Below are 26,622 nucleotides of genomic sequence, written 5' to 3'. Positions count from 1 at the left end.
TTTGGTGAGCCTCTTTTTCAATCAAAAAAAACAGCTGTGATGGTGCAGCTGCTTTCGTTTAAGATGTTTTTTTGATGAAGTTTTGGGTGTAGTATTTTTCTTTCACACCGACGCCAAGGTGTGTGTAATCTTTATTTAATAACGCCTTCCTATGACCTTCACTATTGAGCCAGCCTTCTATCGCTGCAGGTCCATCTACATAATTATAGGCAATGTTTTCACCTGCAAGCTGAAATGCCACCTCGCCTCTTTCTAATCGGTCTTTCAGCGTACCGTATTTTTTAGATTCATGGGAGAAATAATGATTCTCTTTCATGTCCTCACTATGCATGAATGCCACTTCAGAGGTTTCATCATCCCACTTTAAGATCGGCAGTTTGTACTTATGACGAATAATATTGGTCATATCAAAAATTTGTTTTTGACTGGAAGCTTCGATCTCTTTCCATTTTTCACCCGATATTGCCTCTGGTTCTATCAATTGACCACGATAGACGACTTCGTATGGCTTTTGTTTCACAAATGTATCTGCGTTAAACGCCCTGATACTTGAAAGGGTGCTTTCAAACTTATCCATGTAAAGCTGCACATATACATCATCGTCCACTTTCACGGTGGGTCTTGTATTCATATCATCTTCTGAGAATTCAAAGCGATATGAATTTTGTTCATCCTCTACATGAATATAAGGTGCAATTTGTGTTTTTTTAAATACCTCACTTGTGGCTTGACCGATTTTAAACGGTTCAACATTGAGCCCGTCTCCTGTTGCAAACAATGTCACCACTTTACTATCCTTTACCCCTACTTGAATATAGTGCTTCTTCGATTGATTGTATATCCACCAGTCATAATCATATGCGGAAGGATCAATGCGATCTGGTTCTCCCAGCTGTTTAAGCACTTCGTTTGAAGATTTCCCCATAAAGGACATGAGCCCCTTTTTCGGGATGTTGATCGGCTTATCGCTAGATGTTTCTTCATTAGACACCTTCGGTTCATTGCTGTTTTCTTTTTCTGGTGAAGATCCATATTGAATAAACAGAACGTACGTTCCAGATATAATCAGGAGGATGAGGAGTGTTTTGAGCACAGTTTTCAAATAAACACCTCCGTTAAATTGGCAAGGTACAAAAAGTACCTTCTACTGTCATTTAAACAAAACTCGCTCTATTTATCAACGACAATACAGCCTATTTAACACGAATTTAAAATATGCCCCTCTTAATGAAGAAATCCTTGCCCATGATCTTGATCCTGCTGAGAGATTTCTGTCAGTGCATCCCCTGCGCGATCATTCGATAAATCTTCGACGGATAAATCTCCAAGAGCGACAATCCCTGTTAATGCACCGTTCTTCACAACAGGAATGCGGCGAAGCTGGTGCTCTGACATCAGCCGGACAATTTCTTCAAGCGTTGCATCTTCTTCTGCTGTAAGTACTTCCTTCGTCATCAGCGAGCCTACTTCCTGTGAGTTTGGCTTTTTTTCTGCAATGCCTCTGAGTACAAGGTCACGGTCTGTCACGATACCAACGAGCTGATCTCCGTTAACCACGGGAATGGCTCCAATGTCTGCGTCTCTCATTTTGACTGCCGCTTCATACGTATTGTCATCTTGCTGACATGTCACTACTTTTTTTGTCATAATATCTTTGATTTTTTTCGTTTTCACGTTGATTCCTCCATCTGTTAATCTGTTATTTTCTTTATTACTGTAACCAGGTTATAAAAGAACATACCTTTCACAGTTGAAAGTTTAACGCTTTCATACTATGATTGTCAGTAAAGGGAATTTTTATAAGGAGGGGTTTTGGGTGAAGTTTGAAGGTATGGGGATTGAAAAGGTAGCTGCTGACTTAAATAAATTAGATTTCATCATGGAAAGTGAAGGATTTGTTCGAGCCGATCAATGGGATTATGAGCGTGTGACGTACGACAGAAAGTTTAACATGGTAGAGGGAACCTTTTATTTACGCATTTCCGGCTACGCCACCGAAGGGGATGTTGGTTCAAAAAGAGCACACATACAGCTTCTCACACCTTTACTCGGAAAACATTATTATCCGCACGGTGTTGAATACGGCGAAGGCGAAGATTTCCCTAAGTCTCTCATCCAATCAAGCAAAAAAACGCTTGAACAGCTGAAAGAAAAACTAGAAGCAATGACTGCAGAAGCATAAACGAAAGCACAAGCACAGCCATCCGGCTGTGCTTTTTTCATTCATATTTCGGAATCAGGGCATCTGGTACGGCATCTTTCGCTCTTTCTTTTCTTGCCCAGTCAAAGAAGACAACAGCAAGGATCGAGCCGTACACAATCTCCTGAATAATTTTCATCAAAATCGCGCCTAGCTGCTGGTCTTCTAGCAGCGGCAAGGTATGGAACATTTCAGGACCAGTGAGCGCAAGACCTGCCAGTGTATCACTTGGTACGCATAGATGCAGCGCCTGTATCCAAGCACCAGCATCAGAATAGGTTGCATAGATCGGTGCCTCACTAAACATGATAAGTGCACACGCAGGAGTCATTAATATCCCGTCTGCCATGATATAACCAAGCTTTAAAATGCCTGTAATCTGAGGCTGACTTTGGACTTTATGAACGAGCGGCCACCACATGAAAAAGGCAGCGATAAAAATGACCACTGTCATCAGCGCATGATAAAACGGATCTGTTTTCACAAAGTCAAACACAAGCGGAATATGGTACATCGAAAACAAGCCGTTAAACCCAAGCAATGCAATTAAAGGTTTGGAAAACAAACGAAACATCTGCTGAATGCCTGGTGTTTGTATGATCCGCTCCCAAATGGCCACAGGTAATCCTGTAATAAGGAGAGGCGGAATGACTAAATAGAGCACCGCCATTTGCGCCATATGTGCACTAAACATAATATGCCCCATTAAATCAATTGGGCTTCCTTTTACGGCGTATAACAGAACAAGCCCCGTCAGAAACAACGTTTTCTCTTTTACCGTTGCACGATGCTTCCCCTTTGTCACAAGAAGCAGATAAAGAGCAGCTGCTATGACAATACTAGTCAAATAGTAAGGGCTCCATAATGCCCGAAATCCGAATATTTCTAAGTTCTCCATTGCTGCGCCTCCTTCAAGGGCAAAGCGGGCTTACCACCAAATAATGGTCAAAAAGGCTAATACGGTAATAAACGCGACAAACACACCTGAGTAAAGAAACAATGCGGGTGTTTCATGCCCTTTTTGGTTCATGTGCATAAAATAATAAAGCTGAAAAGCCACCTGAATAACGGCAAGCAGTAAAATAAATGGTACTGCGAACCAGTTTCCTACGTCTTCAGAAGCGATTGTTAAAAAGGCAACAAAGGTTAATCCAATCATCAAGCCGAAAGAAATGAGCTGATGCTTCATTTCTTCGGCATTTTTCTTTTTACGGTATACAAGATCGACTTTAGACTGATTTGTGCTTTTATTTCCCATTCTTATCCCACCATTCCCATTAAATATACAACGGTAAAGATGAAGACCCACACAACATCAATGAAGTGCCAATACAGACTTGCCACATAATATTTCGGCGCATTGTATAAATCGAGTCCGCGTCTCATATTTCGAATCATAAGAGCGGTAATCCAGCAAAGTCCGAAGGCGACGTGAGCCCCGTGAGTTCCTACAAGTGTATAGAAGGAGGAACCAAGAGCTGAGCTGGTAATGGTAAAATCATACGCATGCACATAATGATAGAACTCATAAATCTCAACCCCTAGAAACGATGCACCTAATAGCACAGTCACGCCAAGCCAAAGCTGCATCTTTTTAAAGGCAAAGTTTTTCATATGATACATTGCATACACACTCGTTAAACTGCTCGTCAAAAGAAGCATCGTGGCAATAAAGACAAGTGTGAGATCAAACATATCCGTTGTTTTTGCTCCGCCTGCATTAGAGTTTTTCAGCGCCAAATACGTGGCAAATAGCGATGCAAACAGAACGGTTTCTCCCCCAAGAAACAACCAGAACCCGACGAACTTATTCTTTCCTTCTAACGTGGCTTTCTCAGGAGAAGCCGGAAAAGTTTCTGCTGTCATTTTTTGTGGTTCCATTATGCTTTCACCCCTTTATCATCGTCATCGGTCAAATCTTCTTTGTGAATATGGTACCCATGATCGTCTTTAAGAGAGCGAACCAGCATGGTCGCAAATGTAATGCCAAGACCAATGAGAATCACTGGAAGCCCCCAGCTATGCTCTTGACGATACATGAAGCCAAACGCTGACACAAATAGACCGAATGAGATAATGACAGGTAAGATGGAATTATTCGGCATGTGAATATCATCGAGCGGTTCAGACGCTGTCATTCCTTTTTTACCATCCATTTTTTCAATCCATAATGGATCTAGTCCTCTGACAAGTGGAAGCTGTTTAAAGTTATATTCTGGCGGAGGTGAAGACACTGCCCATTCAAGCGTTCTTCCGTCTCCCCAAGGATCGCCCGATACACGCTCTCCTTTTGCTGTCGTCCAGATGACGTTAATCAGCAGAATGACAACAGCTACAAACATAAACAGCGCCCCAATCGTACTGACCAAGTTCCCAAGGTCTAACCCTTGACCTGGCAGGAATGTAAAGACTCGGCGCGGCATGCCCCAAAGACCTAGGAAATGCTGAATAAAGAAAGTTAAATGGAATCCGATGAAAAATAGCACAAAGCTAATTTTCCCAAGCTTCTCATTCAGTATTTTTCCAAACATCTTCGGCCACCAGTAATGCACACCAGCTAAAATACCGAATACGACCCCGCCGATGATGACGTAGTGGAAATGCGCCACGACAAAATACGTATCATGGAACTGATAATCTGCTGCAGCTGCTGCAAGCATAACTCCGGTTACCCCGCCAAGTAAAAACGACGGTATAAAGGCAACGGAATACAGCATCGGCGTTGTAAATTTCACATTACCGCCCCATATGGTGAGCAGCCAGTTAAATACTTTAATTCCTGTAGGCACCGCGATCGCCATTGTGGCTACAGCAAAGATCGCATTGGCAATTGGACCAAGTCCTGTTGTGAACATGTGATGCGCCCACACCATGAATCCAAGGAAACCAATCAATACAGTCGCAAACACCATGGACGAATAGCCAAACAACCTTTTTCTTGCAAACACTGGAATGATTTCAGAGAATATTCCGAATGCTGGCAGGATTAAGATATAAACTTCTGGGTGTCCAAAAATCCAGAACAAATGCTCCCAGATGATTGTATTACCGCCGAGCTCTGGATTGAAAAAGCTCGTATCAAACATTCTATCAAGCATCAGCATCGCAAGCCCTGCTGTAAGTGGCGGGAATGCGAATAAAATCAGTGCTGAGGCGACAAATGTCGTCCAAGTAAAGAGCGGCATTCTCATATACGTCATCCCAGGCGTTCTCATATTAATAATCGTTGCTAGAAAGTTGATTCCCGCAATTAGCGTACCAATACCCGCTATCTGCAACCCTAAAATATAGAAATCCATGCCGTGTCCTTCTGAATTCAGCGTGAGCGAAGCGTATGCAGTCCAGCCTGCATCAGGTGCCCCGCCCATAAACCACCCAAGGTTTAAGAAAATTCCTCCGAAAAAGAACAGCCAAAAACCAAGTGAATTCACAAATGGAAACGCTACGTCACGTGCACCAATTTGAATGGGTACAACCGCATTCATTAATGCAAATAAAAGCGGCATTGCTGCAAGGAATATCATTGTTGTTCCATGCATCGTCATGACTTCATTGTAAAACCCTGCACTTACAAAATCATTTTCAGGGATGGCTAGCTGAATACGGATAATCATCGCTTCCAGGCCGCCAATTAAAAAGAAAAATCCCCCTGCCACTAAATATAGTACGGCAATTTTTTTGTGGTCAACCGTCGTCAAGTAATCCCATAAGACAGCGCCAAACCCCCGCTTTTTAGCTATAGTACTCACCATGAAATCCCCCTCTTATCTCCCATTTGCCCCTTTTCATATAGATGTCTATTTTAACTTTACACAGACTGTGTCTGACAGATGGCTATTTCTTGGTTGTAGAGACATATTCGGGAGCTTTTAACAAAAACTTCACATCGATTACATACCCTCTTACACATGCTTATTAGAAATTACTCGATTTTAAGTCCTTTTAAATACTCATAAAGTGCATCTGCTTCTGAGTCATTTAATTTAGGGTACGTCCCTGTCATTTTATTCCCTGGTTTAAAGCTCTCTGGATCTTTCAGCCATGCTTTTACGTTTTCTTTGTTCATGTCTTTAATTCCAGCTACTTTCGTTCGCTCTCCGAAGGTTGCAAGGTTTGGTGCTGTCCTTGCCGCTTCCGGCCGTTCATCCCCAGGCTCAACTGCGTGACAGCTCAAGCAGTTTTTCTCTTTAAATAATTTTTCACCTTCAAGGGCGAGATCTTTTGTGGATGTAGGCTTCTTGTAATCAGCCATTTTTTTCGTCCATCCTAAAAACTCATCTTGAGAAAGCGTTTTAACTTTAAAGTCCATTAAAGCATGTGAGGGACCGCAAAGCTCCGCACATTTCCCGTAGAAATATTCTCCTGCATCTTTCGTTCGTTTTGAATCAAAGGTTAAATAAAACTTGTTTTCATTGTCTGTGTTTGTATCAATTTTACCGCCAGCCGATGGAACCCAGAAAGAGTGTTTCACATCAGATGCTTTGAGCTTGAAGTAAACCTTTTGATCTGTCGGTACAATCAATTCCTGACTTGTGACAATCCCATAATCAGGGTATTCGAATTCCCACCAATATAAACTGGCTCTTACATTGACAACAAGTGTCTTTTCAGGATCTCGTTTTTTCTTATCCATAGCGCTTGTATCCCCAAGCTCAAGCGTGTATGCCACAACAGGCACAACGAGAATAATGAGGAGAAGAATCGGAATCGCTGTCCACGTAATTTCTAGGTTACGGTTCCCTTCCACCTGCTTTGGAATCGTATCTTCTCCCACTTTAGAACGTTTGAATTTAATGATGACGTAAAAGAAAATGATCGATACAACAATGACGACAAGAACCATAATGAGTGTACTCAGTACAGTTAGGAAAAATTGTTTATCTGCTACTTCCCCAACTGGTTTGAGTGTTGATAAGTATGGTTCACCACAGCCCGCCAAAACGAGCGTCAATAAGAGAAACAGTGAATAAACACGCCATTTTCTTATCATAATTTGTCCCAACCCCTTTTGCTTGATCTCCTTTGCCTTTCGCTTTTTACCTCTTATTTATAAAATCACTTTTCTCCCATCCATAACCCCCGCCTCTTATAAAAGCACTTACATTTCCTCTTTTCATAAAAAAATGATGTTTTTACTCAAAATACCATCTATGTATAAACAGAAAGCCGCCTAAATAGAACTGAATATCAGGCGGCTTTCATAGTTGTTAGAAAATGTTGTGTTATAAGATATAGCCTTGTTTTGATGTGATCAAAGTGTATTTTACTCTAGAATAGTGTAATAATAATCATCGCGACGAAAAAGATGGTTAAGTAGTTTAATGAATAAACGAACATGAGCGTTGACCACTTCATGACGTCTTTCATTTTAAAGCCCATAAGGCCAATGGCAAGCCATCCAATATTCAGCAATGTGCCAAGTGCGACAATCGGCCATCCTAATCCACCTAAGAAAAATGGAAGTGGAAGAAGACATGCTGTCCAAATGATAATTTGGCGCTTTGTGACTTCAAAGCCATAGACAACTGGTAGCATTGGAATGCCTGCCTTGCGATAATCTTCCGTTTTCTTAATCGCAAGTGACAGAAAGTGCGGGATTTGCCAGATGAACAAAATCATAAACAAAACCCAAGCCATTGTGTCAATTGTGCCGGTGACAGCTGTCCAGCCAATTAATGGCGGAACCGCCCCAGATACACTTCCAATGACAGTATTGATGGTGTAATGGCGTTTAGACCACATGGTGTAGAGAACCGCATAAGTAAAGACTCCGATAAATCCAATCACTGCTGATGTTATGGTTGTCATCAGAAGCATGATGAGTCCAAGTACAACAAGCAAAATACCAAATGCATACGCTTGCCCCGGCTGAATTTTACCTGTGACGGTCGGTCTTGTTTTTGTTCTTTCCATAACTATATCAATATCACGGTCAAACGCATTATTAATGGCGCATGAACCTGCAATAATAAGAGAAGAACCAATCATTGTTAACAGCACAATATCAAGATTCCCAAGGAAACTCATATCTGTAAAATAAAAAGCAAGCCACATTCCAGTAAATGTTGTAATGAAGTTGGAATTGACGATGCCCATTTTAATAAGTGCAAGAAAATCTTTCAAAGCTGTGGTTTCTTCTATTTGTCCATGAATAGCTGCTTCCGCGGCTGTTTTGGAATTTGCCAATGTGTATAACCTCCCTTGCCCAAACCTTCAAACTAACAATAAAACGTAAAATCGTTACAACTCTATCATACAAGATAAAGAGCTGTAAAAAAACATCCTATTAAATAATAAACGACAAACTTGAAGTTATTTGTGAACGTTTCGTGAATTTATTAGGATATACGTGTGTTCAGAAGGCGGTGCAATATGAATTATTCTCTCCTCTATTTCTATCAGACTGTGAAAGAAAGATCAAGCACTCTAAATCTGTAAACTTTGTGAACTAACATATCATTTTTTTGTGAACTTTGGTCATTATGAATTGCAACAGAACACGCATTTGGCTTAAACTTGAGAGCATGTGAGGTTTTTCATTTAGATCAGAAGTTTTTTAGAGAAGGTGAAATAATTTGATGAAATTTGCTTTAAGGTTATTGAGCGTGATCACAACGTTTGTGATGCTGATCGTTTTGATTGGTGGTGCGCTTGTGACGAAAACCGGCTCGGGTCTTGGCTGCGGTAGACAGTGGCCCCTTTGTCACGGTCGTTTCTTTCCTGAAATGAACCCTGCTTCCATCATTGAATGGAGTCACCGCATGTCAACAGGGGTTTCCACCATTCTTGTACTGGCACTGGCGATCTTATGTTGGAAAAAGATTAGTCCAGTATTCCGTGAAACCAAATTCTTGGTCATCATGTCGATTATATTCTTACTTCTACAAGCGCTGTTAGGGGCTCTTGCCGTTGTGTTTGGTTCTAACGCACTTGTGATGGCACTGCACTTCGGTATTTCACTGATTTCTTTTGCTTCAATCTTACTGCTTGCCCTTCTTGTGTTTGAGGCAACCAGATCTGAAACAAAGCTTGTGAAGCCGCTCCATATCGGAAAAAGAATGCAGTTCCATATTTATGGCTTGATCACATATACGTATATTGTGGTGTATACGGGTGCTTATGTGAGACATACAAAATCAAGCCTTGCTTGCTCTGTCTTCCCGTTTTGTTCAAAAGACGGTGCACTTCCGACTTATTTTAATCAGTGGGTTCAAATGTCTCACCGAGCAGCAGCACTTCTTTTATTCGTCTGGATATTTGTTGCGATGTTCCATGCCATGAAACATTATAAAGATCAGAAGCAGTTGTATTATGGATGGATCATTTCAGCCATTCTCATTACACTTCAAGCGATTTCAGGTGTGATGTCTGTGTATTCTCAGCTCGCACTAGGTTATGCGCTGGCTCATTCATTCTTTATTTCCTGTTTGTTTGGAGTACTCTGTTACTTCTGCTTACTCATTGCCCGGTTTAAATATGAAAGCAAAGAACCATTCAAATAAGAATTTGTATCCCCCTTTCTTGCTGAATGGGGGATTTGTTTTATTGTTGTTTTGCTTCTTCAAATAGCGAAATGGCTTTTTTGCGTCTTTCCTGGTGGTCAACTGCCGGCAGCGGATATGTATCACCTAGCACACACCCCGATTTCAATTGCTCATCAATCGGCATTTTACTTGGTTCATGAATCCATTTTTCATCGACATGCTCTAGCTCTAGTACATATTTTCTAATAAATTCCCCGCTCGGATCAAATCGCTTTGACTGAGTCGTCGGGTTGAAAATACGGAAGTACGGCACCGCATCTGTTCCGACCGAGGCTGCCCACTGAAATCCTCCGATATTTGACGCCTCATCATAATCGACAAGTTTTTTTGAAAAATACGCTTCGCCTTTTCTCCAATCAATCAAATAATCCTTTGTTAAAAATGAGGCTGTAACCATTCGCAAGCGGTTATGCATCCAGCCCTCCTCATTTAACTGTCTCATCCCTGCATCAACGAGCGGAAAGCCTGTTTCTCCTTTACACCAAGCTTCAAACAGCGTCTCATCTTCATTCCATTTCATCCCTTGAAACGCCGAATTGATTTCTTTTTCTTTCATCTCAGGATAATGCGCATAAATCATATGATAAAAATCGCGCCATGCCAGCTCTTTGATAAAAGTCTCTCTGCCCTCGTCTTCATAGAGTGCTTCTTCATATATCGCATGGAAGATCATTCGAATCGAAATAGTGCCTGTTTTTAAAAAACGCGACAGCTTGCTCGTTCCAAAAACTGACGGAATATCCCGTTTCTCATGGTAACGCGTTAATCTTTTTTGGATAAAGTGATGAAGCGTGTTCATCGCTTTGTCTGAGCCGATTTGATCAAAATTCCTTGAGCAGCCTTTTATCAATTCTCGCAGTTTGTCATTTCCTTTTTGCGAAAGTGACTCATCACAAATCGTATGCTCGCTGCTGAAAAATGATTTGTCAACTTTTATCACAGGCTGCTTCTCTTGCTTCCGCCATGATTGATAGTATGGGGTAAACACTTGATAATGTGACCCATCTGCTTTTAAAATATCCCGCGCCCCGTGAAGGTGTGTATCTTGCCATGTTGACACATGAATGCCCTTCTTTTCTAAAAAATCGGTTACTTGCTTGTCACGCCTTTGGCCCATACCCACTTCATCTTCATTAAAAAAGACGGCTTTGATGTCATACACTTCCATGACCTGCTGAAAGGCGCGCGGGACATCATCATGGAGAAGGTGAACATACACTTGAGATTCTCTCGCTTCCTTGACGAAATGCGCCAAGTTTTGAAAGAAATGTTCGTTGTTGATATCCATTTCCATTTCAGTAAAAAATGGATCTAGATGATAAAGAGCCAATAATTTGTACTCATGTTTTTTTGCATATGTGATCGCTTTTGATAAGGCGATATGATCATCTAATCGCATATCTCGGCGAAACCAAATCACGACAATTTCCAACTTTCTTCACCTCACTCTATAGTGTAATCACTCTCGCAGGCTGCTGCACATTTTAATGCGCTCAAAAAAGACACATCACGATGGATGTGTCTCACTTATTATTCAGGCTTTAAAACAATCAGCAGATCTCCGGTTTGAATCGGTTCTCCATTTGTCACATGTATTTCATCAACGACCGCAGTGAATGGGGCTTGTACAGTCGTCTCCATTTTCATGGCTTCATTGATCATCAAATGCTCACCTTGCGAGATTTTCTGTCCTTTTTCCACGAGCACTTTGATGACAGTGCCTGGCATTGATGCGGCAATGTGATTTGGATTTGAACGGTCCGCCTTCATTTTTTCTTGAACGGATGATTTGATGCTTTCATCCTTAATCACGACTTCACGCGGCTGTCCATTTAGCTCAAAGTAAAGAACTCTTGTGGCATCTGGATTCGGTTCTCCAATTGACACGAGTTTTACAATGAGGGTTTTTCCTTTTTCAATTTCTACCTCTATCTCTTCACCAAGCCTCATCCCGTAGAAAAACGTTGGTGTGTCAAGAACAGAGATGTCTCCGTAGCTTTCTGCTGTTTGGACAAATTCAGAAAAGACTTTCGGATATAAGGCATACGCAATCGCGTCTTGATCTGTCAGCGTCAGGTCATGAGATTCTTTGAACTGCTGCTGAATAGCTTCAAAGTCAACTGGCTTCAGCTTTTCACCAGGTCTGACAGTGAGCGGTTCTTCTCCTTTTAAAATCAGCTTTTGCAATTTTTCAGGGAAACCGCCATGCGGCTGGCCTAAATAGCCTTTAAATAGTTCCACAACAGAATCCGGGAAGTCTAAAGTTGCTCCTTTTTCATAGACATCTTCCTCTGTTAAATCATTTTGCACCATATAAAGTGCCATGTCTCCGACTACTTTAGAGGATGGTGTCACCTTCACAATATCACCAAACATGTCATTCACACGTCTGTACATTTCTTTTACTTCGTTCCAGCGGTCGCCAAGTCCGACACCTTTCGCCTGCTGCTGCAAGTTACTATACTGACCGCCAGGCATTTCATGCTCATAAATTTCTGTATGCGGCGAATTCATGCCGCTTTCGAACTCATGATAGTATTTTCTGACAGAATCCCAGTATTGAGAAAGGTGTTCGACAGATTGGACGTTCATGTCTGGCTTTCTTTCATGTCCATCTAAAGCATAGTACAGTGAGCTCGCACTTGGCTGCGATGTGAGCCCCGCCATAGAGCTAACGGCCACATCGACAATATCAACACCTGCATCAATTGCCCTTGCATAGGTGAACAGTCCATTTCCACTCGTATCATGTGTATGAAGATGGATAGGGATCGTGAGTTCATCTTTTAAAGCAGAGACTAACTCATAAGCTGCCTGCGGCTTTAATAATCCCGCCATATCTTTAATACCTAAAATATGTGCACCGGCAGATTCAAGCTCTTTCGCAAGAGATACATAATACTTAAGATCATATTTCGGACGAGATGGATCGAGAATGTCCCCTGTATAACAAATGGCTGCCTCTGCCACTTTGCCTGATTCACGAACAGAATCTATGGCAAGCGTCATGCCTTTGACCCAGTTTAAGCTATCAAAAATACGGAACACGTCAATGCCTGCCTCAGCCGATTCCTTTACAAATGCTTTAATTACATTATCTGCATAGTTTGTATATCCGACAGCGTTTGATGATCTTAAAAGCATTTGGAACAAGGTGTTCGGAACTTCTTGACGAAGCTCTTTCAGCCTTTCCCAAGGATCTTCTTTTAAGAAACGATACGCAACATCAAATGTAGCGCCGCCCCACATTTCCATACTGAATAGCTCTGGCCATAAACCTGCTGTTGGCTGGGCAATTTTCTTCAAGTCATGTGTTCTAAAGCGTGTTGCAAGCAGAGACTGATGCGCGTCTCTAAAGGTTGTATCTGTTAAAAGGACGCTCTTTTGTTCTTTTACCCAATTGGCGAGCCCCTCAGGTCCATGCGTATCTAACAATTGTTTTGTCCCAGACGGAACCTCTTCATGAACAGGAAGCTTCGGTACATTTGGTCTATCAAATTGAGGCTTCTTTTTCTCCGCAATACCAGGGAACCCATTAATGGTCACGTTACCAATATAAGTCAGCATCTTCGTTCCACGGTCTTTTTGTTTAGGGAAATTAAATAGATCTGGGGTTGAATCGATAAACGACGTATCGTATTCCCCTTTTAGAAACTTCTCATGCTTTGCCACGTTTTCAAGAAACGGAATGTTTGTTTTAATTCCGCGAATCCTGAATTCCTGCAAATTACGGACCATTTTAGCAGCAGCCTGATCAAATGTGAGCGCCCATGTGGACAGCTTGACCAATAATGAATCGTAATAAGATGTAATGACCGCACCTTGGAAGCTGTTCCCAGCATCTAAGCGTACACCAAATCCCCCACCTGAACGGTAGGCCATAATTTTTCCTGTGTCCGGCATAAAGTTATTTAAAGGATCCTCTGTCGTGACCCTTGATTGAATGGCAAATCCATGTGTGAAGATATCTTCTTGCTTTGGTATTCCGACTTCATTGCTATGGAGATCATGACCCTTTGCGACAAGAATTTGGGTTTGTACGATATCGACACCTGTGATCATTTCTGTGATCGTGTGTTCCACCTGTACCCTAGGATTGACTTCAATAAAATAAAACTCACCATTTGCGACTAGGAATTCTACAGTCCCAGCGTTAATATACGACACATTTCGAGCCAGCTTAACAGCCGCTTCGCAGATGTCCTCACGTAATTGATCTGTAAGAGATACACTTGGCGCAACTTCAATGACTTTTTGATGACGCCTTTGGACAGAGCAGTCACGCTCATATAAATGAATGATATTGCCGTGATTATCACCAATCACCTGCACTTCAATATGTTTCGGATTTTCAATCAGTTTCTCAACATATACTTCGTCATTTCCAAAAGCAGCTTTCGCCTCTGACTTTGCACGGTCATAGCCTTCATTCAGCTCCTCTTTTGATCTGACAATCCGCATACCCCGGCCGCCGCCGCCTAGTGAAGCTTTAATAATAAACGGGTAACCGTATTCTTCACCGAATTTTTCGACTTCTTTGACCGAATCAACTGGTCCGTCACTTCCTGGAATGACTGGAATTCCAGCTTTTTTCGCTTCTTCTCTTGCCTTTACTTTATCTCCAAACATATCTAAATGCTGAGAAGTTGGACCGATAAATTGAATGCCTTCCTCTTCGCATCGTCTTGCAAAATGAATATTTTCAGATAAAAATCCGTAACCTGGATGGATCGCATCCACATCATTTCGTTTTGCAATTTCGATGATCCCCTCGATATCAAGGTAGGCATCAATCGGTTTTTTTCCTTCTCCAACTAGATATGCTTCATCTGCTTTATAGCGATGATAAGAGCCCGAGTCTTCTTTGGAATAAATGGCTACTGTACGTAAATTGAGCTCCGTACAGGCCCTGAAGACTCTGATAGCAATTTCCCCTCTGTTTGCAACTAGAACCTTTTGAATTGTTCTCTGTGACATTTCTCACTCCTCCATATCCCTTAAAATTTTATATGTACTCTATAATAAAGGAAGAAATGAAAACTGTACACTTTTGTTTTCTAAAGATTCAAAGTTTTCTGCAATCCATTTTTTTGAACTGATGGCTTGCTCATTGATTTTTTCTTTTTGTAACGCTCTTTATATTCAGTAAACATGCTGATATTCAGCAATATTCCCATACAACCGCTCAGTAAAATGATGGACGATCCCCCGTAGCTAATAAACGGAAGAGTGACCCCAGTAATCGGAATCAGACCAGAAACACCGCCTAAATTAATGCATGTTTGGATCGCAATCATGGAGGAAATTCCTATTGCAAGCAAACTTCCAAATGGATCTTCACACTTTCTTGCAATATAAAAACCTTTCACGACGATGAAGCCAAGGAGAGCGAGTACAAAAAACACGCCGAAAAAGCCAAGCTCTTCTGAAATGATTGCCATGATAAAATCTGTATGCGGCTCTGGAAGATACCCGTACTTTTGAACGCTTTCTCCTAGACCCAGTCCAAAAAAGCCGCCTGATCCAATGGCGTAATAGGAATTAATCAATTGATGTCCAGTATCCCCTGCATCTTTAAAGGGATCTTGGAAACTCTCAAAACGCCCGAGGCGATTTTGCGTGAATATTTTATCCCAGAACAGAATAATAAATGGGGTTACGATGACCATCACGGCACTAAATAACGCCAGCAGCTTCGCAAGAGTTTTTCCGCTAAACCCTGAGCATAAAATCATCGCAAGAGCAATCATGCCAATGATAAAGGCTGTCCCATAGTCTGGCTGCAAAATGATAAATCCGCATAAGATCGAAACAATCACGATTGGAGGTGTGACTCCTCGTAAAATATGATCAATATAATGCTGCTTTTTTGCATACACAGCAGCAAGATAGATAATAACGACAATCTTCACAAATTCCGCCGGCTGAAGACTGAATGGGCCTACTTTAATCCAGCTTCTTGCGTTCCCTGCAATATGACCGCCAAAGTACACATAGATGAGGGAAAAAACGGATAGCAGCAGCATACCGATTTGAAATTTCTTATTTGAAAACAGCTGATATGGAACGAGTGCCGTAAAGAGCAAGATGACCGCTCCAACGATCATAAATAAAAGCTGTTTCTTAAAAAAATTATCTGGCGCGGCATCGTATCTAATCACAGATGTAATCATACTTGAGCTATACACCATGACCAAACCGAATGCGCTAATTAAAATAATGGCGAACAATAATGAGTAGTCATACGATTTTAGCATTCTCTTTAACATATAATCCTCTTCCTAACGTCTGTTTCTACTGCTTGATATCCTCTTAGCTGTTTTTATTCTACTACATTTTCTCTGTTTGATCTCGTTTTACCTCTTTTATATTGTTCGTCATTCATGAAAGAATCAAGTCCGTTTGACATGAAACAATGAAAAGAAAATAGAGGACAAAAAAACTCAAACTTATGTTAAGGAAGTTTGAGTTTTCAATCATTATTTTTTTGTGAACGCATCATGAAGTGCGGAAAGCTCTCTCTCAAGTTTATCGAGTAGTTTCTTACCTTCATGTTGATCAACTAATCCAAGCCGGACAGCAAAATCAATTTCTCTCGATAATCCGAACATTTGAGTATCTAAAACCTCTTCATAAAGAGGACATTGCGGCATCGTTAAGTTGTCCATTTGCACTTGGATCAATTTTAAAATTTTATCTGCATCCAATTTTAATAAAGACAGTGCTTTTTGCCGATGATCGACTAAAATTTCTGACGCCAAAAGTATCCCTCCGTTCCCCAGGCGAGTACCTAATTCTTCTATTTATCATAAAGCGAAACGCCCAAAATTGCAAGCAGATTTGTACAGTTCGCTTTGTAAAAATAAAAAGAAGCCCTCCTTCATTAAAAGATACTCATCTCGTATTTTTCACTCATCAGCTCAAGCAGCTTAATCCCAGCAATACTATTCCCTTTTTCATCCAGAGCCGGACCGAAGATACCGATTCCAAAATCATATGGTGCAGCTCCCATAATCCCGCCTGAGACACCGCTTTTTGCAGGAATTCCGATGTTAATGGCAAATTCTCCGCTCGCATTGTACATGCCGCACGTCACCATAAAGGTTTTACAAATTCTAGCGACATCTTTCGAAAGAATTTGCTTCCCCGTTTCTGGATGTCTGCCGTCTAATGAAAAAACACAAGCAATTTTCGCCAAATCCAAGCTGTTCATCATGATGGCACATTGTTTCGTATAGACGTCCATGACTTCCTCTACGTTCCCTCTAATAATATGATATTGCTTCATATAATAGCACATCGCCCGGTTAATCATGGATGTCTCAAATTCGGAGGCTGCTGTTTCCTTGCAGTATGTAATGCTTTTGTCATTTGCAAGCTCTCTAATGAAGCTAAGCAACCGGCCCAGCTGATCTTGCGGAGTCGCTCCTCTGATTAAACTCGTGACTGCGAGCGCCCCTGCATTAATCATTGGATTCAGCGGTTTATTCGGACTCGCTGTTTCCAGTTTGATCATTGAATTAAACGGGTCACCTGTTGGTTCTTGTCCAACAAATTGAAAGACTTTTTTTGGCCCTTCTTCTGAGAGCACAAGCGCCAGTGCTAATACTTTTGAAATGCTTTGAAGGGTAAATCGTTTATCTACATCTCCAGCTGAGTGGCACGTATTGCTCACATGATACACAGCCACAGATAAATCCGTCTGATCCGCTTTGCCGAGAGCGGGAATATAGGATGCTACTTGACCATCTTTGGCCACTTTTTTTGCTTCTTCTACAAATCGCTGAAGCTCTTCATTGTCGCGACATGCCATGCCTCATACACTCCCTATCGTTCATGTACGATTAGTGTGTACAATGTGCAGCATGTTTATGAAAGTGACAAAGCGGGAGAAAACTTCTATAATTTATGTTGGAAAGGGGTTGTCTTGAACATGAGCATCATTCAAATCAAGGGGAACGTACAGTACAAGATCACCATTGATCCAAGTGTATGGATTTTTGATGACCGTAAATTTTTAATGGATTCATTCTTTGAAAAAAATGCAGCAAGTGAAGAGAAGCAGCTAGATCAGGAGCTTGACCAAGAGCGGGTCATAAGAGAAGGTCAAACACTTCCACCCACGTTAAAAACAGAGAAGAAGTACGAAAAGGAAAGACTCGTCACAGGTAGCTTCGGGATGAAGCTTGGCGATATGCTAAAAAATGCTGAGCCGCTTGAACATGCGGATACATGCGAATTTGTCACAGAAACAGGTACAATTGCTGTGCCGCTTTCTCAGGCAATGGAAAGCATTGCTCATTTCAGCCAACATGGTAAGCCAATCACAGAAGAAGGACCAATCCACGTCTATTTCGCGGATCAGTCCAACCTCACTCAGCCGATAAAAGGTGTCACAGAGCTCATCATTACATAAGAAACAGAGGGTCTGGACTATAGCAAATCAGCGGCAAGCTGTGCAAGTCCAGACCTTTCTCCTTTGACAAGCTTGACATGTCCAGATATTTGCTGCCCTTTGAACCGTTCAATCACATACGTAAGCCCATTATTTAAGCTGTCTAAATAAGGGTGATCAATTTGCTCTGGATCTCCCATCAGCACAATTTTACTTCCCTCTCCGACTCGCGTTAATAATGTTTTCACCTCGTGCTTAGTTAAATTTTGCGCCTCATCAATGATAATAAATTGATCAGGTATACTTCTGCCCCGAATATATGTCAATGCTTCGACTTGAATAGATCCAATTCCCGCCAAAATCGCATCAAGCTCGCCCGGCTTTTTTGTATTAAATAAAAACTCTAGGTTGTCATAGATCGGCTGCATCCATGGTCTGAGCTTTTCTTCCTTTTCTCCAGGCAAATATCCTATATCTTTCCCAACAGGCACGATGGAGCGCGCCACGATCAACTTTTTAAACATACCAAGGTCCTCTGTCTGCATTAACCCGGCAGCAAGTGCAAGCAATGTTTTACCAGTCCCCGCTTTTCCAATCAGTGTCACGAGCGGAATATCACGGCGCAAAAGCAACTCTAGTGCCATCGTCTGCTGGACATTCTTTGGACGGATTCCCCAAATATGCTCTTGATCATAAACGAGACGTTTCACTTGATCTGCCTTTTGATCAAGCATTCCTAAAGCAGAACCGCCTTCATTTCCCTTCATGATGACAAATTGATGTGGGTTGAATGGTGCACTTGTGACCTCTTTTATTGGTAATTGATTTTGCTTATAAAATGTATTCAATTGCTCAGTCGGAATGTAGAGCTCATGATAGCCATTATCGATGTCTTCATTTTGCAAAACACGGTCACTTAAAAAGTCTTCTGCTTGAAGCCCTATAGCATCTGCCTTTACCCGCACTAACACATCCTTGCTGACCAAAATAACAGGCCTGCCATGAGGCTTTGTTTCTTCCTCTAAGCTTAAATTTTTCGCGACTGCCAAAATTCGATTATCGTTCGTTTTTTCAATAAAAATTTCTTGAAGCTCATGAAAAGAGCGGTGATTCAGTTCAATGCGCAACGTCCCATTTGACTCTAGTGTAATTTTTTCATGCAGTTTCCCTTTCGATCTTAAACCGTCGATTAGGCGTGAGACGCGCCGGGCATTTTGTCCAACCTCGTCCATATATCTCTTTTTTGAGTCTACTTCTTCTAACACAACGGCTGGTATGACGACCTCGTTGTCTTCAAATGAAAAGATTGAATTCGGATCCTGTAATAACACATTTGTGTCTAATACATAAATTTTACTCAGGTCCTTCGCCTCCTGATCGGGGTTTCATTCATCCTTGTCTTTCCCAAAACGATTGTTAAAATATATGTTTTCATGAATAAAGTTAGAAGGTTAATTCAACAATAAAATAAATCATGCAGTTTGTGAAGGAGGGAATACAGATGCGACTATTTTTAACATTATTCATGATTCAAGCCATCATTCTGTTGGGCGCTTGCCAGCAGCAGGAAAAGAGAGAGGCACTAGACAAGCAAGATGGTCGCCAGCACGTAGTACGGGTGTCAGACTCAACGAAGAAAAAGACCAATCAAGCCCGGTCATCTACAGATGTTGCGCAGCATCTTGTCAAAGTGACAGAGCACGTAGCAGATGTCAATGATGCAACGGCGATCGTCATCGGCCGCTATGCTGTTGTTGGTATTGATGTAAAAGATGATTTAGATAGAAGCAAAGTAGAAAACATTAAATATTCAGTTGCAAAAGCACTGAAAAATGATCCAGAAGGTGCGAATGCTGTTGTGGTCGCTGATCCGGATACAGTCAGCCGGCTAAAAGAAATGGGCAAAGAAATACAAGCAGGCCGTCCTGTCAGTGGGATTATGGATGAACTAGCCGCCATCGTCGGCCGCGTGATGCCAGAGATGCCGAGAAATGAAATTGATCGCCGCGAAACAGATCCGACAAATGAGCCGAATGATCAGCTCAAACAAAATGATCAAAAGCAGTTAGACGAACATCAAAACGATCAATCAAACCATCATATGAATCAGAAGAAATAAAGAGAACGGCTTATATCTCCTGTGATATAAGCCGTTTTCTACGCTGATTTTAAGTAGCTGGAAAACATGCTATAATAAATGCAATAAGTGAGGTGAAAAGGATGAGAGTGAAGTGCTCAATATGTGAGAAGCTTGAAACCATTGATGATGATACACTCGTTGCTAAGCGGTTAAGAAATCGACCGATTCATACATATATGTGCGATGACTGTCAGGAACGTATTAAAGTAAAGACAGAAGCACGCATCAAGACTGGCAGATTCTCTCTTTATCAAGATCCTGCGACAAAAGAGAAAAAGAAGAAAAAAGGAAAGAAAGAACAAAAGACATAAAAAAAAGACCTGACACAAGTTCAGGTCTTTTTTTACGTATTCACTGTTCCTTCTTTTTTCGCACGATGCAGCCTGATTTTATAAATAATCAAAATGACAGCTGCCACGACTAGACCTTCCGCTACTGGCAGGAAAATTCCTAGAAATGTGAGAAACGTGCAGCCAAAAATCAAAAACAAGTAAATCACGAGTGCTTTTAAAATCGGTAAACGTCTAGCAAAGCCGAGCTTAAAAACAATAATCGCTAAAACAAGGATGGTGCCATATAGGAGCCACATCCCTGTTTGCGGATTTTCATCGACACGAAACAGCATCGCGAAAAAGGATAGATTTTCACTTACTTCCTGATCATTCAAAAAGATTACCTCCCCTTATCTTTCAGGGTTCTATCTCTTTAATTCTTCATGGAATTAAGATAATCCTGCTAGCTTTTTCTTCTTCGCTGATTTCTCACGTTCGTTTTTATCTAAAATTTTCTTTCTTAAACGAATTGATTCAGGTGTAACCTCACAGTATTCGTCTTCATTCAAGTACTCAAGAGATTCCTCAAGTGACATAATACGTGGTTTTTTCATGCTCACCGTTTGATCTTTCGTCGCTGACCGTACGTTTGTTTGTTGTTTCATACGGCTTACGTTGACAACAAGATCGTTCTCACGGTTATGCTCACCAACAATCATTCCTTGGTATACTTCGACACCCGGCTCAACGAAGATCACACCGCGCTCTTCAACGCCTTGGATTCCGTAAGCAGTCGCTTTACCTGTTTCCATTGAAACAAGTACTCCTTGACGGCGTCCGCCGACTTGACCAGATTGCATTGGCTGGTAGCTGTCAAACGTATGGTTCAAAATACCAAAACCACGAGTTAATGAAAGAAATTCAGTTGTATATCCGATTAAACCACGTGAAGGCACTGTAAAGATCAGGCGAACTTGACCATTCCCATTATTGATCATGTCAATCATTTCACCTTTTCGTGCGCCCATTGATTCCATGATAGAGCCAGTGTGCTCTTCTGGTACATCAATTTGAACGCGTTCAACAGGCTCACATCGAACACCGTCAACTTCTTTTACAATAACTTCTGGCTTCGATACTTGTAATTCAAATCCTTCACGTCTCATATTCTCAATAAGAATGGATAAGTGAAGCTCTCCGCGTCCAGATACAACCCACGCATCAGGTGAATCAGTTGGATCAACACGAAGACTAACGTCTGTTTGAAGCTGCTGCTCTAAGCGCTCTTCAATTTTACGTGATGTTACGTATTTCCCTTCACGGCCTGCAAATGGGCTGTTGTTCACAACAAACGTCATCTGAAGTGTTGGTTCATCAATACGAAGGATTGGCAAAGCCTCTTGGTGTTCAACAGGACAAACCGTTTCACCTACGTTGATGTCTTCCATTCCAGAAACAGCAACAAGATCTCCTGCTTTCGCTTCGTTGATTTCCACTCGTTTTAACCCTTGGAAACCAAAAATCTTCGTCACACGGAATTGTTTCACACTGCCGTCAACTTTCATTAAGGCTACTTGCTGTCCTACTTGCATTGTTCCTCTGAATACACGGCCGATCCCAATTCTCCCAACATAATCATTGTAATCAAGTAGTGCCACTTGGAATTGAAGCGGCTCTTCATGGTTATCAACTGGGCAAGGGATATGGTTAACAATGGCTTCAAACAAAGATTCCATGTTTTCATCTTGCTTGCTCGCATCGTTACTTGCTGTACCATTGATTGCTGATGCATAGACAACTGGGAATTCAAGCTGTTCTTCTGTTGCATCCAATTCAATGAACAAGTCAATTACTTCATCGACTACTTCAGCCGGGCGAGCAAAGTCACGGTCAATTTTGTTGACAACAACGATTGGTGTTAAGTTTTGCTCAAGTGCTTTTTTCAGCACAAAGCGTGTTTGAGGCATACAGCCTTCATAAGCATCCACAACGAGAAGTACACCATCTACCATTTTCATGATACGCTCAACCTCACCACCGAAATCGGCGTGTCCTGGTGTATCTAAAATATTAATGCGTGTATCTTTATAATGGATCGCAGTATTTTTAGCTAAAATCGTAATACCGCGCTCTCGCTCTAAATCATTTGAATCCATGGCTCTCTCAGCGATATTTTCATTCGCACGGAAAGTACCAGCTTGATGGAGCAATTGGTCAACAAGCGTCGTTTTACCATGGTCAACGTGGGCAATAATTGCGATGTTGCGAAGATCTTTTCGAAGTTTCACATTTTCATCTCCTAAAATAATTAGATAACTTTCATATTATATCACAATCCCCTTTAAATGCCGATCGTTTTTCTGTAAACTTATATTAACTCTAAAAAAAGGGATGGAGAAAAATGAAACAAATCAAATGGCTTCTATTATTATGTGCATTACTTGCGGTTGTCAGTATGGCGTTTATTGGGGTAACTCTTGCAGAAAAAAACGTGCTGGGTATTTGTCTAAGTATTGTGTTTGCCATGATTTTCATGGGTACAGGATTTACATTAAAAAGAAAATTAAACGTCCAATCATAAAATTTCTCAAAAGCCTTTTACATTCTACATGTAGAAGGCTTTTTATTTCGAGTAAAAACAAGACCAACCACCTATGAAAACCCGAGTAATCAGACTGGAAATAGCATGTAGACTTGGCAAATATAAGCAATCTGAACCTCTTCATTTTTCGACAAGAACTTTTATAGTCCTCCAAAATCAAACACAAAGTTACATTTTTCCTATTCTTCCACAAACTTTCTCATGGTATGCTGTTCTTGCAACAAAATTTAACAGAAAAGGGAGAGAAAAGAAGCATGAAGAAGATTTTGAGCAAATCGCTCAGCTCTGTTGTATTTTTCGCTTTAGCTATTATTCTTACTTTCACAACAGTAGCTCCTGGGCAAGCAAGCGCTGCAACTTTCAAAGGGATTCCTTTCGAGCAGCAGCAAGTCATTAAAGAATTATTGGAGAAAAACGAGCGTGTCATCAACATTCTCATCAACTCATTTGTTGAGGAAGACAACAACTACACATTTGATGTGAAAAAAGCTGTTGAGCTCGGACTAACTGAAGAAGAAGCGGCGACTGCTGAGAAATTCTTAGATCGCGCAGCTGTTCTGACAATCGTTTTCAGTGAAAGCATCACTAAAAACGAAAAAGGAAAATTGGTTTTTGATGCAGCGAAAGCTGTTGAACTTGGTCTTACAAAAGAAGAAGCAGCTAAATTTGAAAAGCTGTTGAAATCAGTGATCAGAATTGCTGATCTTGCTGGTGATGCACTTGTTTTAGACAAAAAAGGTAATGTTGTCATTGATTCAAAAATCGCAAAAGGTATTGGATTCAGCTCTACTGAATTACTTGTTTTCAACCAAATGCTGAAGAAAATTCCTCAAGAGCAATTAAAATCGGTCTATGATGCAATTCAAATTGCTAAAGAAAAATTAAGCTAAGCTCGAAAACCCCCATCTGGATCGCCCAGATGGGGGTTTTTTATTTCAGCCAATAAAGAAGGATCATCTGGCTTTTTCATATCGATAGCCAGTTGTGCTTCATTAAAAAGTTTCATCAAATAAACCAAATCACTTCATTCTCATGAAGTGATTTGGTTTATTTTTTATTTCCACTGCCTTTTATGTAATCGTGTAAGATTTTTTCACAAACGGATCGATTTCCGGCGACGATACTGTTTTTGTCTAGAAACGTTAGGCGTTCTCCGTGTATATTTGAGTAGACTGCCCCTACTTCATCAAGCAGTACGCAGCCCGCTGCATAATCCCACGGCGCAAGCCTTAACGTGACGTATGCGTCACTTCTGCCGCTTGCGATATAAGCGAGCTCAAGGGCAGCTGATCCAATCGTTCTCGTCCCTCTCACATCACGCACAAGGCGGGCAAACGGTTTAGCATCAAAATAAGGGCTTTCGATCGCCCAGGTCGGGTTAATGCCGACAATGGCTTTTTCAATCGCTACATCTTTTAATGGCGGAAGCAGGGTATCATTCATATAAGCCCCTTCTCCTTTGACCGCATGGTAAAGCTCGTCATGAATAACGTCATAAATAAGACCGATTTTCCCAATGCCATTTTCAAATATCCCGATTGAAATGGCAAAGTTGCGTTTTTGATGGACAAAGTTCATTGTGCCATCGATTGGATCAATGATCCACACGACCCCATCAAGTGAGGTCACCTCTTCCCCTTGTCCCTCTTCACCTAAAATATGATGATTTGAAAATGTCGATTGTATCTTTTTAATGAAAAAACGTTCTGTTTCTTTATCGATATTTGTGACAAGATCATTTGGATTTGATTTTGTTTCAATTGATAGACCTTCCTGCATGGATGCTTTAATACGGCTTCCTGCTTCTTTTACCCAAAGCTTTGCAAGACGGTCAATTTCCACCCAGTTTGTCATCAGACTGTAAACCTCTTTTCTATGTAATACCTATTTGTAATAGCATACTGATATTATGTGCGTAAAAGCAAGAAAAAAGCAGCTTCATACAAAAACGAACCGATGAATTGGTTCGTTTTTACCTCACCTTGTTTTACCCTTTAAGCTGCTCCCATTCTTTTCTTAGGCGCTCAAGCTTTCGTTTGCTGCGTTCGATTTGGATGTCATCTTTTTGCTCGATGGCTTCATGAAGCGTAGAAAGCTCATAGTCCACCTCTAATCTCCACACAGCGATGCGATTCTTCTTCTCCTGTCTATACCCCTGCTTCACGATTTGCTTCATTTGGTCAACGCCCCTTCCAGAGAATGATTCATTCCTTGTCAGTTTTCATTGATAAAAAATTCAATCGATAAGAGAATTGGTTCTTGCTTATATCGTATGAAGCGATCGCATAACCGCAACGACATTCTGAAAATTGTGTTTTTACCTATTTGTTATGTACCACAAAATCGTTGTTTTTAAACGCTGCCCTACTTCCTCTACAATCTTTGATCCGACGGTGCATCTTTTTTTGAGCTTAACCCAAGCTATGATAAAATATGATCAGCGAAAGAATACAGGAGGCATAATATGAGTGAAATGCGTTTTAGAGATGAAGATTTTGAGACATTTACAGTTGACGGTTTAGATGAACGAATGGTCGTATTAAAAGAAAGAGTCCGTCCAAAGCTTGAGGCACTTGGTGAACACTTTGCACCACTTCTTTCTTCTATTACAGGAGACGAAATGTTTGTACACGTCGCAAAGCATGCTAGAAGATCAGTCAATCCGCCAAATGATACGTGGGTTGCTTTTGCAAACAGCAAGCGTGGGTATAAAAAACTCCCTCATTTTCAAATTGGGCTTTGGAAAACACATGTCTTTGTATGGTTTGCTCTTATTTATGAATCTCCTGTGAAAGGCGAATATGGTCAGCTATTTGAAAAAGAACTAGACACCATTCAGAAGAAAATACCGCAAGATTTTGTTTGGTCTAAAGATCATATGAAACCAGATGTCATGCGTCACAGCGAGCTCGATGCAGAACAGTTGAAAACGCTGTTTGAACGTGTCCAAACGGTGAAAAAAGCCGAGCTCCTTTGCGGCATTCAGTTGCCTAGAGAAGAAGTCGTTCAAATGAATAATGAAGAATTTTTATCAAAAATCGAAGATGCCTTCCGCACGTTGACTTATCTATACCGCTTTACACAAAAACAATCTGTATAAAAAAACGAGCCCATCTAGGCTCGTTTTTTCTTACATACGTATAATGGCGGACTCTTCTGCCTCTCTTGCCGTTTTCACTGTACGATAAGGAGAATACCCGCTTTCCTTTTCAAACGCTGCACAATGCGTCTTTTCTTCTGCTTTTGATGGCACAATCTCTTTAAAGCGTTTATAAGTATCTAATAACTCCTGTTTCGCTATTCCTTTTTCATAGGCTTTTTCAACAGCTTGAAAAAACGAAATAACCGCAATTTTTTCCTCTGTTGTCCAGTCGACGTCCATAGGATATTGATATTCCATTTACTTGTCCCTCACTTTAACACTCATTTCTTATTTGAACTTTTATTATAGCATCTGTTCGATCAGAAA

Annotated in this window: 27 protein-coding genes; 8 read left to right on the top strand and 19 right to left on the bottom strand. The window is 41.1% G+C overall.

Annotation, left to right across the window (positions count from 1 at the left end):
• Positions 1-58: 58 nt before the first annotated feature.
• Both MHI33_RS08650 and MHI33_RS08645 read right to left on the bottom strand, forming a co-directional pair.
• Positions 59-1,102, bottom strand: coding sequence for a CAP domain-containing protein (locus MHI33_RS08650; RefSeq protein WP_044142006.1), 1,044 nt, complete (start codon positions 1,100-1,102; stop codon positions 59-61).
• A 122-nt stretch (positions 1,103-1,224) separates the two neighbouring features.
• Positions 1,225-1,647 (bottom strand): CBS domain-containing protein, encoded by a 423-nt coding sequence (locus tag MHI33_RS08645; protein WP_044142103.1) that lies wholly within the window; start codon positions 1,645-1,647, stop codon positions 1,225-1,227.
• 169 nt (positions 1,648-1,816) lie between these two features.
• On the opposite strand from MHI33_RS08645, the gene MHI33_RS08640 reads away from it, so the two are divergent.
• The gene (locus tag MHI33_RS08640) at positions 1,817-2,182 is read left to right on the top strand and encodes a YugN family protein (protein WP_044142007.1); all 366 of its coding nucleotides are present in this window, start codon (positions 1,817-1,819) and stop codon (positions 2,180-2,182) included.
• A 37-nt stretch (positions 2,183-2,219) separates the two neighbouring features.
• Here the strand turns inward: MHI33_RS08640 and ctaG are convergent, their stop codons facing one another.
• From ctaG to cyoE, 6 genes are all read right to left on the bottom strand, one after another.
• Positions 2,220-3,098 carry a cytochrome c oxidase assembly factor CtaG gene (gene ctaG, locus MHI33_RS08635; RefSeq protein WP_044142008.1) on the bottom strand — a complete coding sequence of 293 codons (879 nt, stop codon included), beginning with the start codon at positions 3,096-3,098 and terminating at the stop codon, positions 2,220-2,222.
• Positions 3,099-3,128: 30 nt separating this feature from the next.
• Positions 3,129-3,458 (bottom strand): cytochrome c oxidase subunit IVB, encoded by a 330-nt coding sequence (ctaF, locus tag MHI33_RS08630; protein WP_044142009.1) that lies wholly within the window; start codon positions 3,456-3,458, stop codon positions 3,129-3,131.
• Positions 3,459-3,460: 2 nt separating this feature from the next.
• Positions 3,461-4,081, bottom strand: coding sequence for a cytochrome c oxidase subunit III (gene ctaE / locus MHI33_RS08625; protein ID WP_003210862.1), 621 nt, complete (start codon positions 4,079-4,081; stop codon positions 3,461-3,463).
• Positions 4,081-5,952 carry a cytochrome c oxidase subunit I gene (gene ctaD / locus MHI33_RS08620; RefSeq protein ID WP_044142010.1) on the bottom strand — a complete coding sequence of 624 codons (1,872 nt, stop codon included), beginning with the start codon at positions 5,950-5,952 and terminating at the stop codon, positions 4,081-4,083. The genes ctaE and ctaD overlap by 1 nt, the downstream gene beginning before the upstream one ends.
• A 170-nt stretch (positions 5,953-6,122) precedes the next feature.
• On the bottom strand, positions 6,123-7,190 hold the full coding sequence (coxB, locus tag MHI33_RS08615; protein WP_003212202.1) for a cytochrome c oxidase subunit II: 1,068 nt from the start codon (positions 7,188-7,190) through the stop codon (positions 6,123-6,125).
• A 278-nt stretch (positions 7,191-7,468) separates the two neighbouring features.
• Positions 7,469-8,386 (bottom strand): heme o synthase, encoded by a 918-nt coding sequence (gene cyoE, locus MHI33_RS08610; protein WP_044142011.1) that lies wholly within the window; start codon positions 8,384-8,386, stop codon positions 7,469-7,471.
• Between the two features lie 392 nt (positions 8,387-8,778).
• On the opposite strand from cyoE, the gene MHI33_RS08605 reads away from it, so the two are divergent.
• Entirely contained in the window at positions 8,779-9,702 is a 924-nt protein-coding gene (locus tag MHI33_RS08605; protein ID WP_044142012.1) for a COX15/CtaA family protein, read from the top strand.
• Positions 9,703-9,742: 40 nt separating this feature from the next.
• On the opposite strand, the gene MHI33_RS08600 is transcribed toward MHI33_RS08605, so the two are convergent.
• The 5 genes from MHI33_RS08600 to glsA form a co-directional block, all read right to left on the bottom strand.
• Complete coding sequence (locus MHI33_RS08600) at positions 9,743-11,176, bottom strand: cryptochrome/photolyase family protein (RefSeq protein WP_340910652.1); 1,434 nt, start codon at positions 11,174-11,176, stop codon at positions 9,743-9,745.
• A gap of 98 nt (positions 11,177-11,274) precedes the next feature.
• The gene (pyc, locus tag MHI33_RS08595; protein WP_044142013.1) at positions 11,275-14,721 is read right to left on the bottom strand and encodes a pyruvate carboxylase; all 3,447 of its coding nucleotides are present in this window, start codon (positions 14,719-14,721) and stop codon (positions 11,275-11,277) included.
• An 80-nt stretch (positions 14,722-14,801) separates the two neighbouring features.
• Positions 14,802-16,013 carry a putative lipid II flippase FtsW gene (gene ftsW / locus MHI33_RS08590; RefSeq protein WP_044142014.1) on the bottom strand — a complete coding sequence of 404 codons (1,212 nt, stop codon included), beginning with the start codon at positions 16,011-16,013 and terminating at the stop codon, positions 14,802-14,804.
• Positions 16,014-16,223: 210 nt separating this feature from the next.
• Entirely contained in the window at positions 16,224-16,505 is a 282-nt protein-coding gene (locus MHI33_RS08585; protein ID WP_034318078.1) for a YlaN family protein, read from the bottom strand.
• A gap of 122 nt (positions 16,506-16,627) precedes the next feature.
• Entirely contained in the window at positions 16,628-17,557 is a 930-nt protein-coding gene (gene glsA / locus MHI33_RS08580) for a glutaminase A (protein ID WP_003211229.1), read from the bottom strand.
• Positions 17,558-17,677: 120 nt separating this feature from the next.
• Here glsA and MHI33_RS08575 point away from each other — a divergent pair, with 120 nt between their 5' ends.
• Complete coding sequence (locus MHI33_RS08575) at positions 17,678-18,160, top strand: hypothetical protein (protein WP_044142016.1); 483 nt, start codon at positions 17,678-17,680, stop codon at positions 18,158-18,160.
• A gap of 17 nt (positions 18,161-18,177) precedes the next feature.
• Here the strand turns inward: MHI33_RS08575 and MHI33_RS08570 are convergent, their stop codons facing one another.
• On the bottom strand, positions 18,178-19,500 hold the full coding sequence (locus MHI33_RS08570; RefSeq protein WP_044142017.1) for a PhoH family protein: 1,323 nt from the start codon (positions 19,498-19,500) through the stop codon (positions 18,178-18,180).
• A gap of 140 nt (positions 19,501-19,640) precedes the next feature.
• On the opposite strand from MHI33_RS08570, the gene MHI33_RS08565 reads away from it, so the two are divergent.
• Entirely contained in the window at positions 19,641-20,258 is a 618-nt protein-coding gene (locus tag MHI33_RS08565) for a YhcN/YlaJ family sporulation lipoprotein (protein WP_044142018.1), read from the top strand.
• A gap of 101 nt (positions 20,259-20,359) precedes the next feature.
• Complete coding sequence (locus tag MHI33_RS08560; RefSeq protein ID WP_003210787.1) at positions 20,360-20,590, top strand: YlaI family protein; 231 nt, start codon at positions 20,360-20,362, stop codon at positions 20,588-20,590.
• A gap of 32 nt (positions 20,591-20,622) precedes the next feature.
• Here the strand turns inward: MHI33_RS08560 and MHI33_RS08555 are convergent, their stop codons facing one another.
• Together MHI33_RS08555 and typA are read right to left on the bottom strand one after the other, a co-directional pair.
• Positions 20,623-20,904 carry a YlaH-like family protein gene (locus tag MHI33_RS08555; RefSeq protein ID WP_044142104.1) on the bottom strand — a complete coding sequence of 94 codons (282 nt, stop codon included), beginning with the start codon at positions 20,902-20,904 and terminating at the stop codon, positions 20,623-20,625.
• A 96-nt stretch (positions 20,905-21,000) separates the two neighbouring features.
• Positions 21,001-22,839, bottom strand: coding sequence for a translational GTPase TypA (typA, locus tag MHI33_RS08550; protein ID WP_044142019.1), 1,839 nt, complete (start codon positions 22,837-22,839; stop codon positions 21,001-21,003).
• Positions 22,840-22,952: 113 nt separating this feature from the next.
• Between typA and MHI33_RS08545 the strand changes: the two genes are divergently transcribed.
• Positions 22,953-23,132 (top strand): DUF5325 family protein, encoded by a 180-nt coding sequence (locus tag MHI33_RS08545; protein ID WP_003211596.1) that lies wholly within the window; start codon positions 22,953-22,955, stop codon positions 23,130-23,132.
• 275 nt (positions 23,133-23,407) lie between these two features.
• Positions 23,408-24,043, top strand: a complete 636-nt coding sequence (locus tag MHI33_RS08540; RefSeq protein ID WP_044142020.1) for a hypothetical protein — start codon at positions 23,408-23,410, stop codon at positions 24,041-24,043.
• 157 nt (positions 24,044-24,200) lie between these two features.
• Here the strand turns inward: MHI33_RS08540 and MHI33_RS08535 are convergent, their stop codons facing one another.
• Positions 24,201-25,007 carry an inositol monophosphatase family protein gene (locus MHI33_RS08535; RefSeq protein ID WP_340910643.1) on the bottom strand — a complete coding sequence of 269 codons (807 nt, stop codon included), beginning with the start codon at positions 25,005-25,007 and terminating at the stop codon, positions 24,201-24,203.
• Positions 25,008-25,140: 133 nt separating this feature from the next.
• On the bottom strand, positions 25,141-25,329 hold the full coding sequence (locus MHI33_RS08530; RefSeq protein WP_003211901.1) for a hypothetical protein: 189 nt from the start codon (positions 25,327-25,329) through the stop codon (positions 25,141-25,143).
• 288 nt (positions 25,330-25,617) lie between these two features.
• Between MHI33_RS08530 and MHI33_RS08525 the strand changes: the two genes are divergently transcribed.
• Positions 25,618-26,253, top strand: a complete 636-nt coding sequence (locus MHI33_RS08525) for a DUF1054 domain-containing protein (protein WP_003211740.1) — start codon at positions 25,618-25,620, stop codon at positions 26,251-26,253.
• Positions 26,254-26,283: 30 nt separating this feature from the next.
• Here MHI33_RS08525 and MHI33_RS08520 read toward each other — a convergent pair whose 3' ends face one another.
• A complete protein-coding gene (locus tag MHI33_RS08520) occupies positions 26,284-26,553 on the bottom strand; it encodes a UPF0223 family protein (RefSeq protein ID WP_050945118.1) in 270 nt (89 codons plus the stop codon).
• Positions 26,554-26,622: the final 69 nt, after the last annotated feature.

Source organism: Bacillus sp. FSL K6-2971 (assembly GCF_038006405.1).
Lineage (GTDB): Bacteria > Bacillota > Bacilli > Bacillales > Bacillaceae > Bacillus > Bacillus pumilus.
This window is presented reverse-complemented; position numbering and strand designations above follow the sequence as displayed.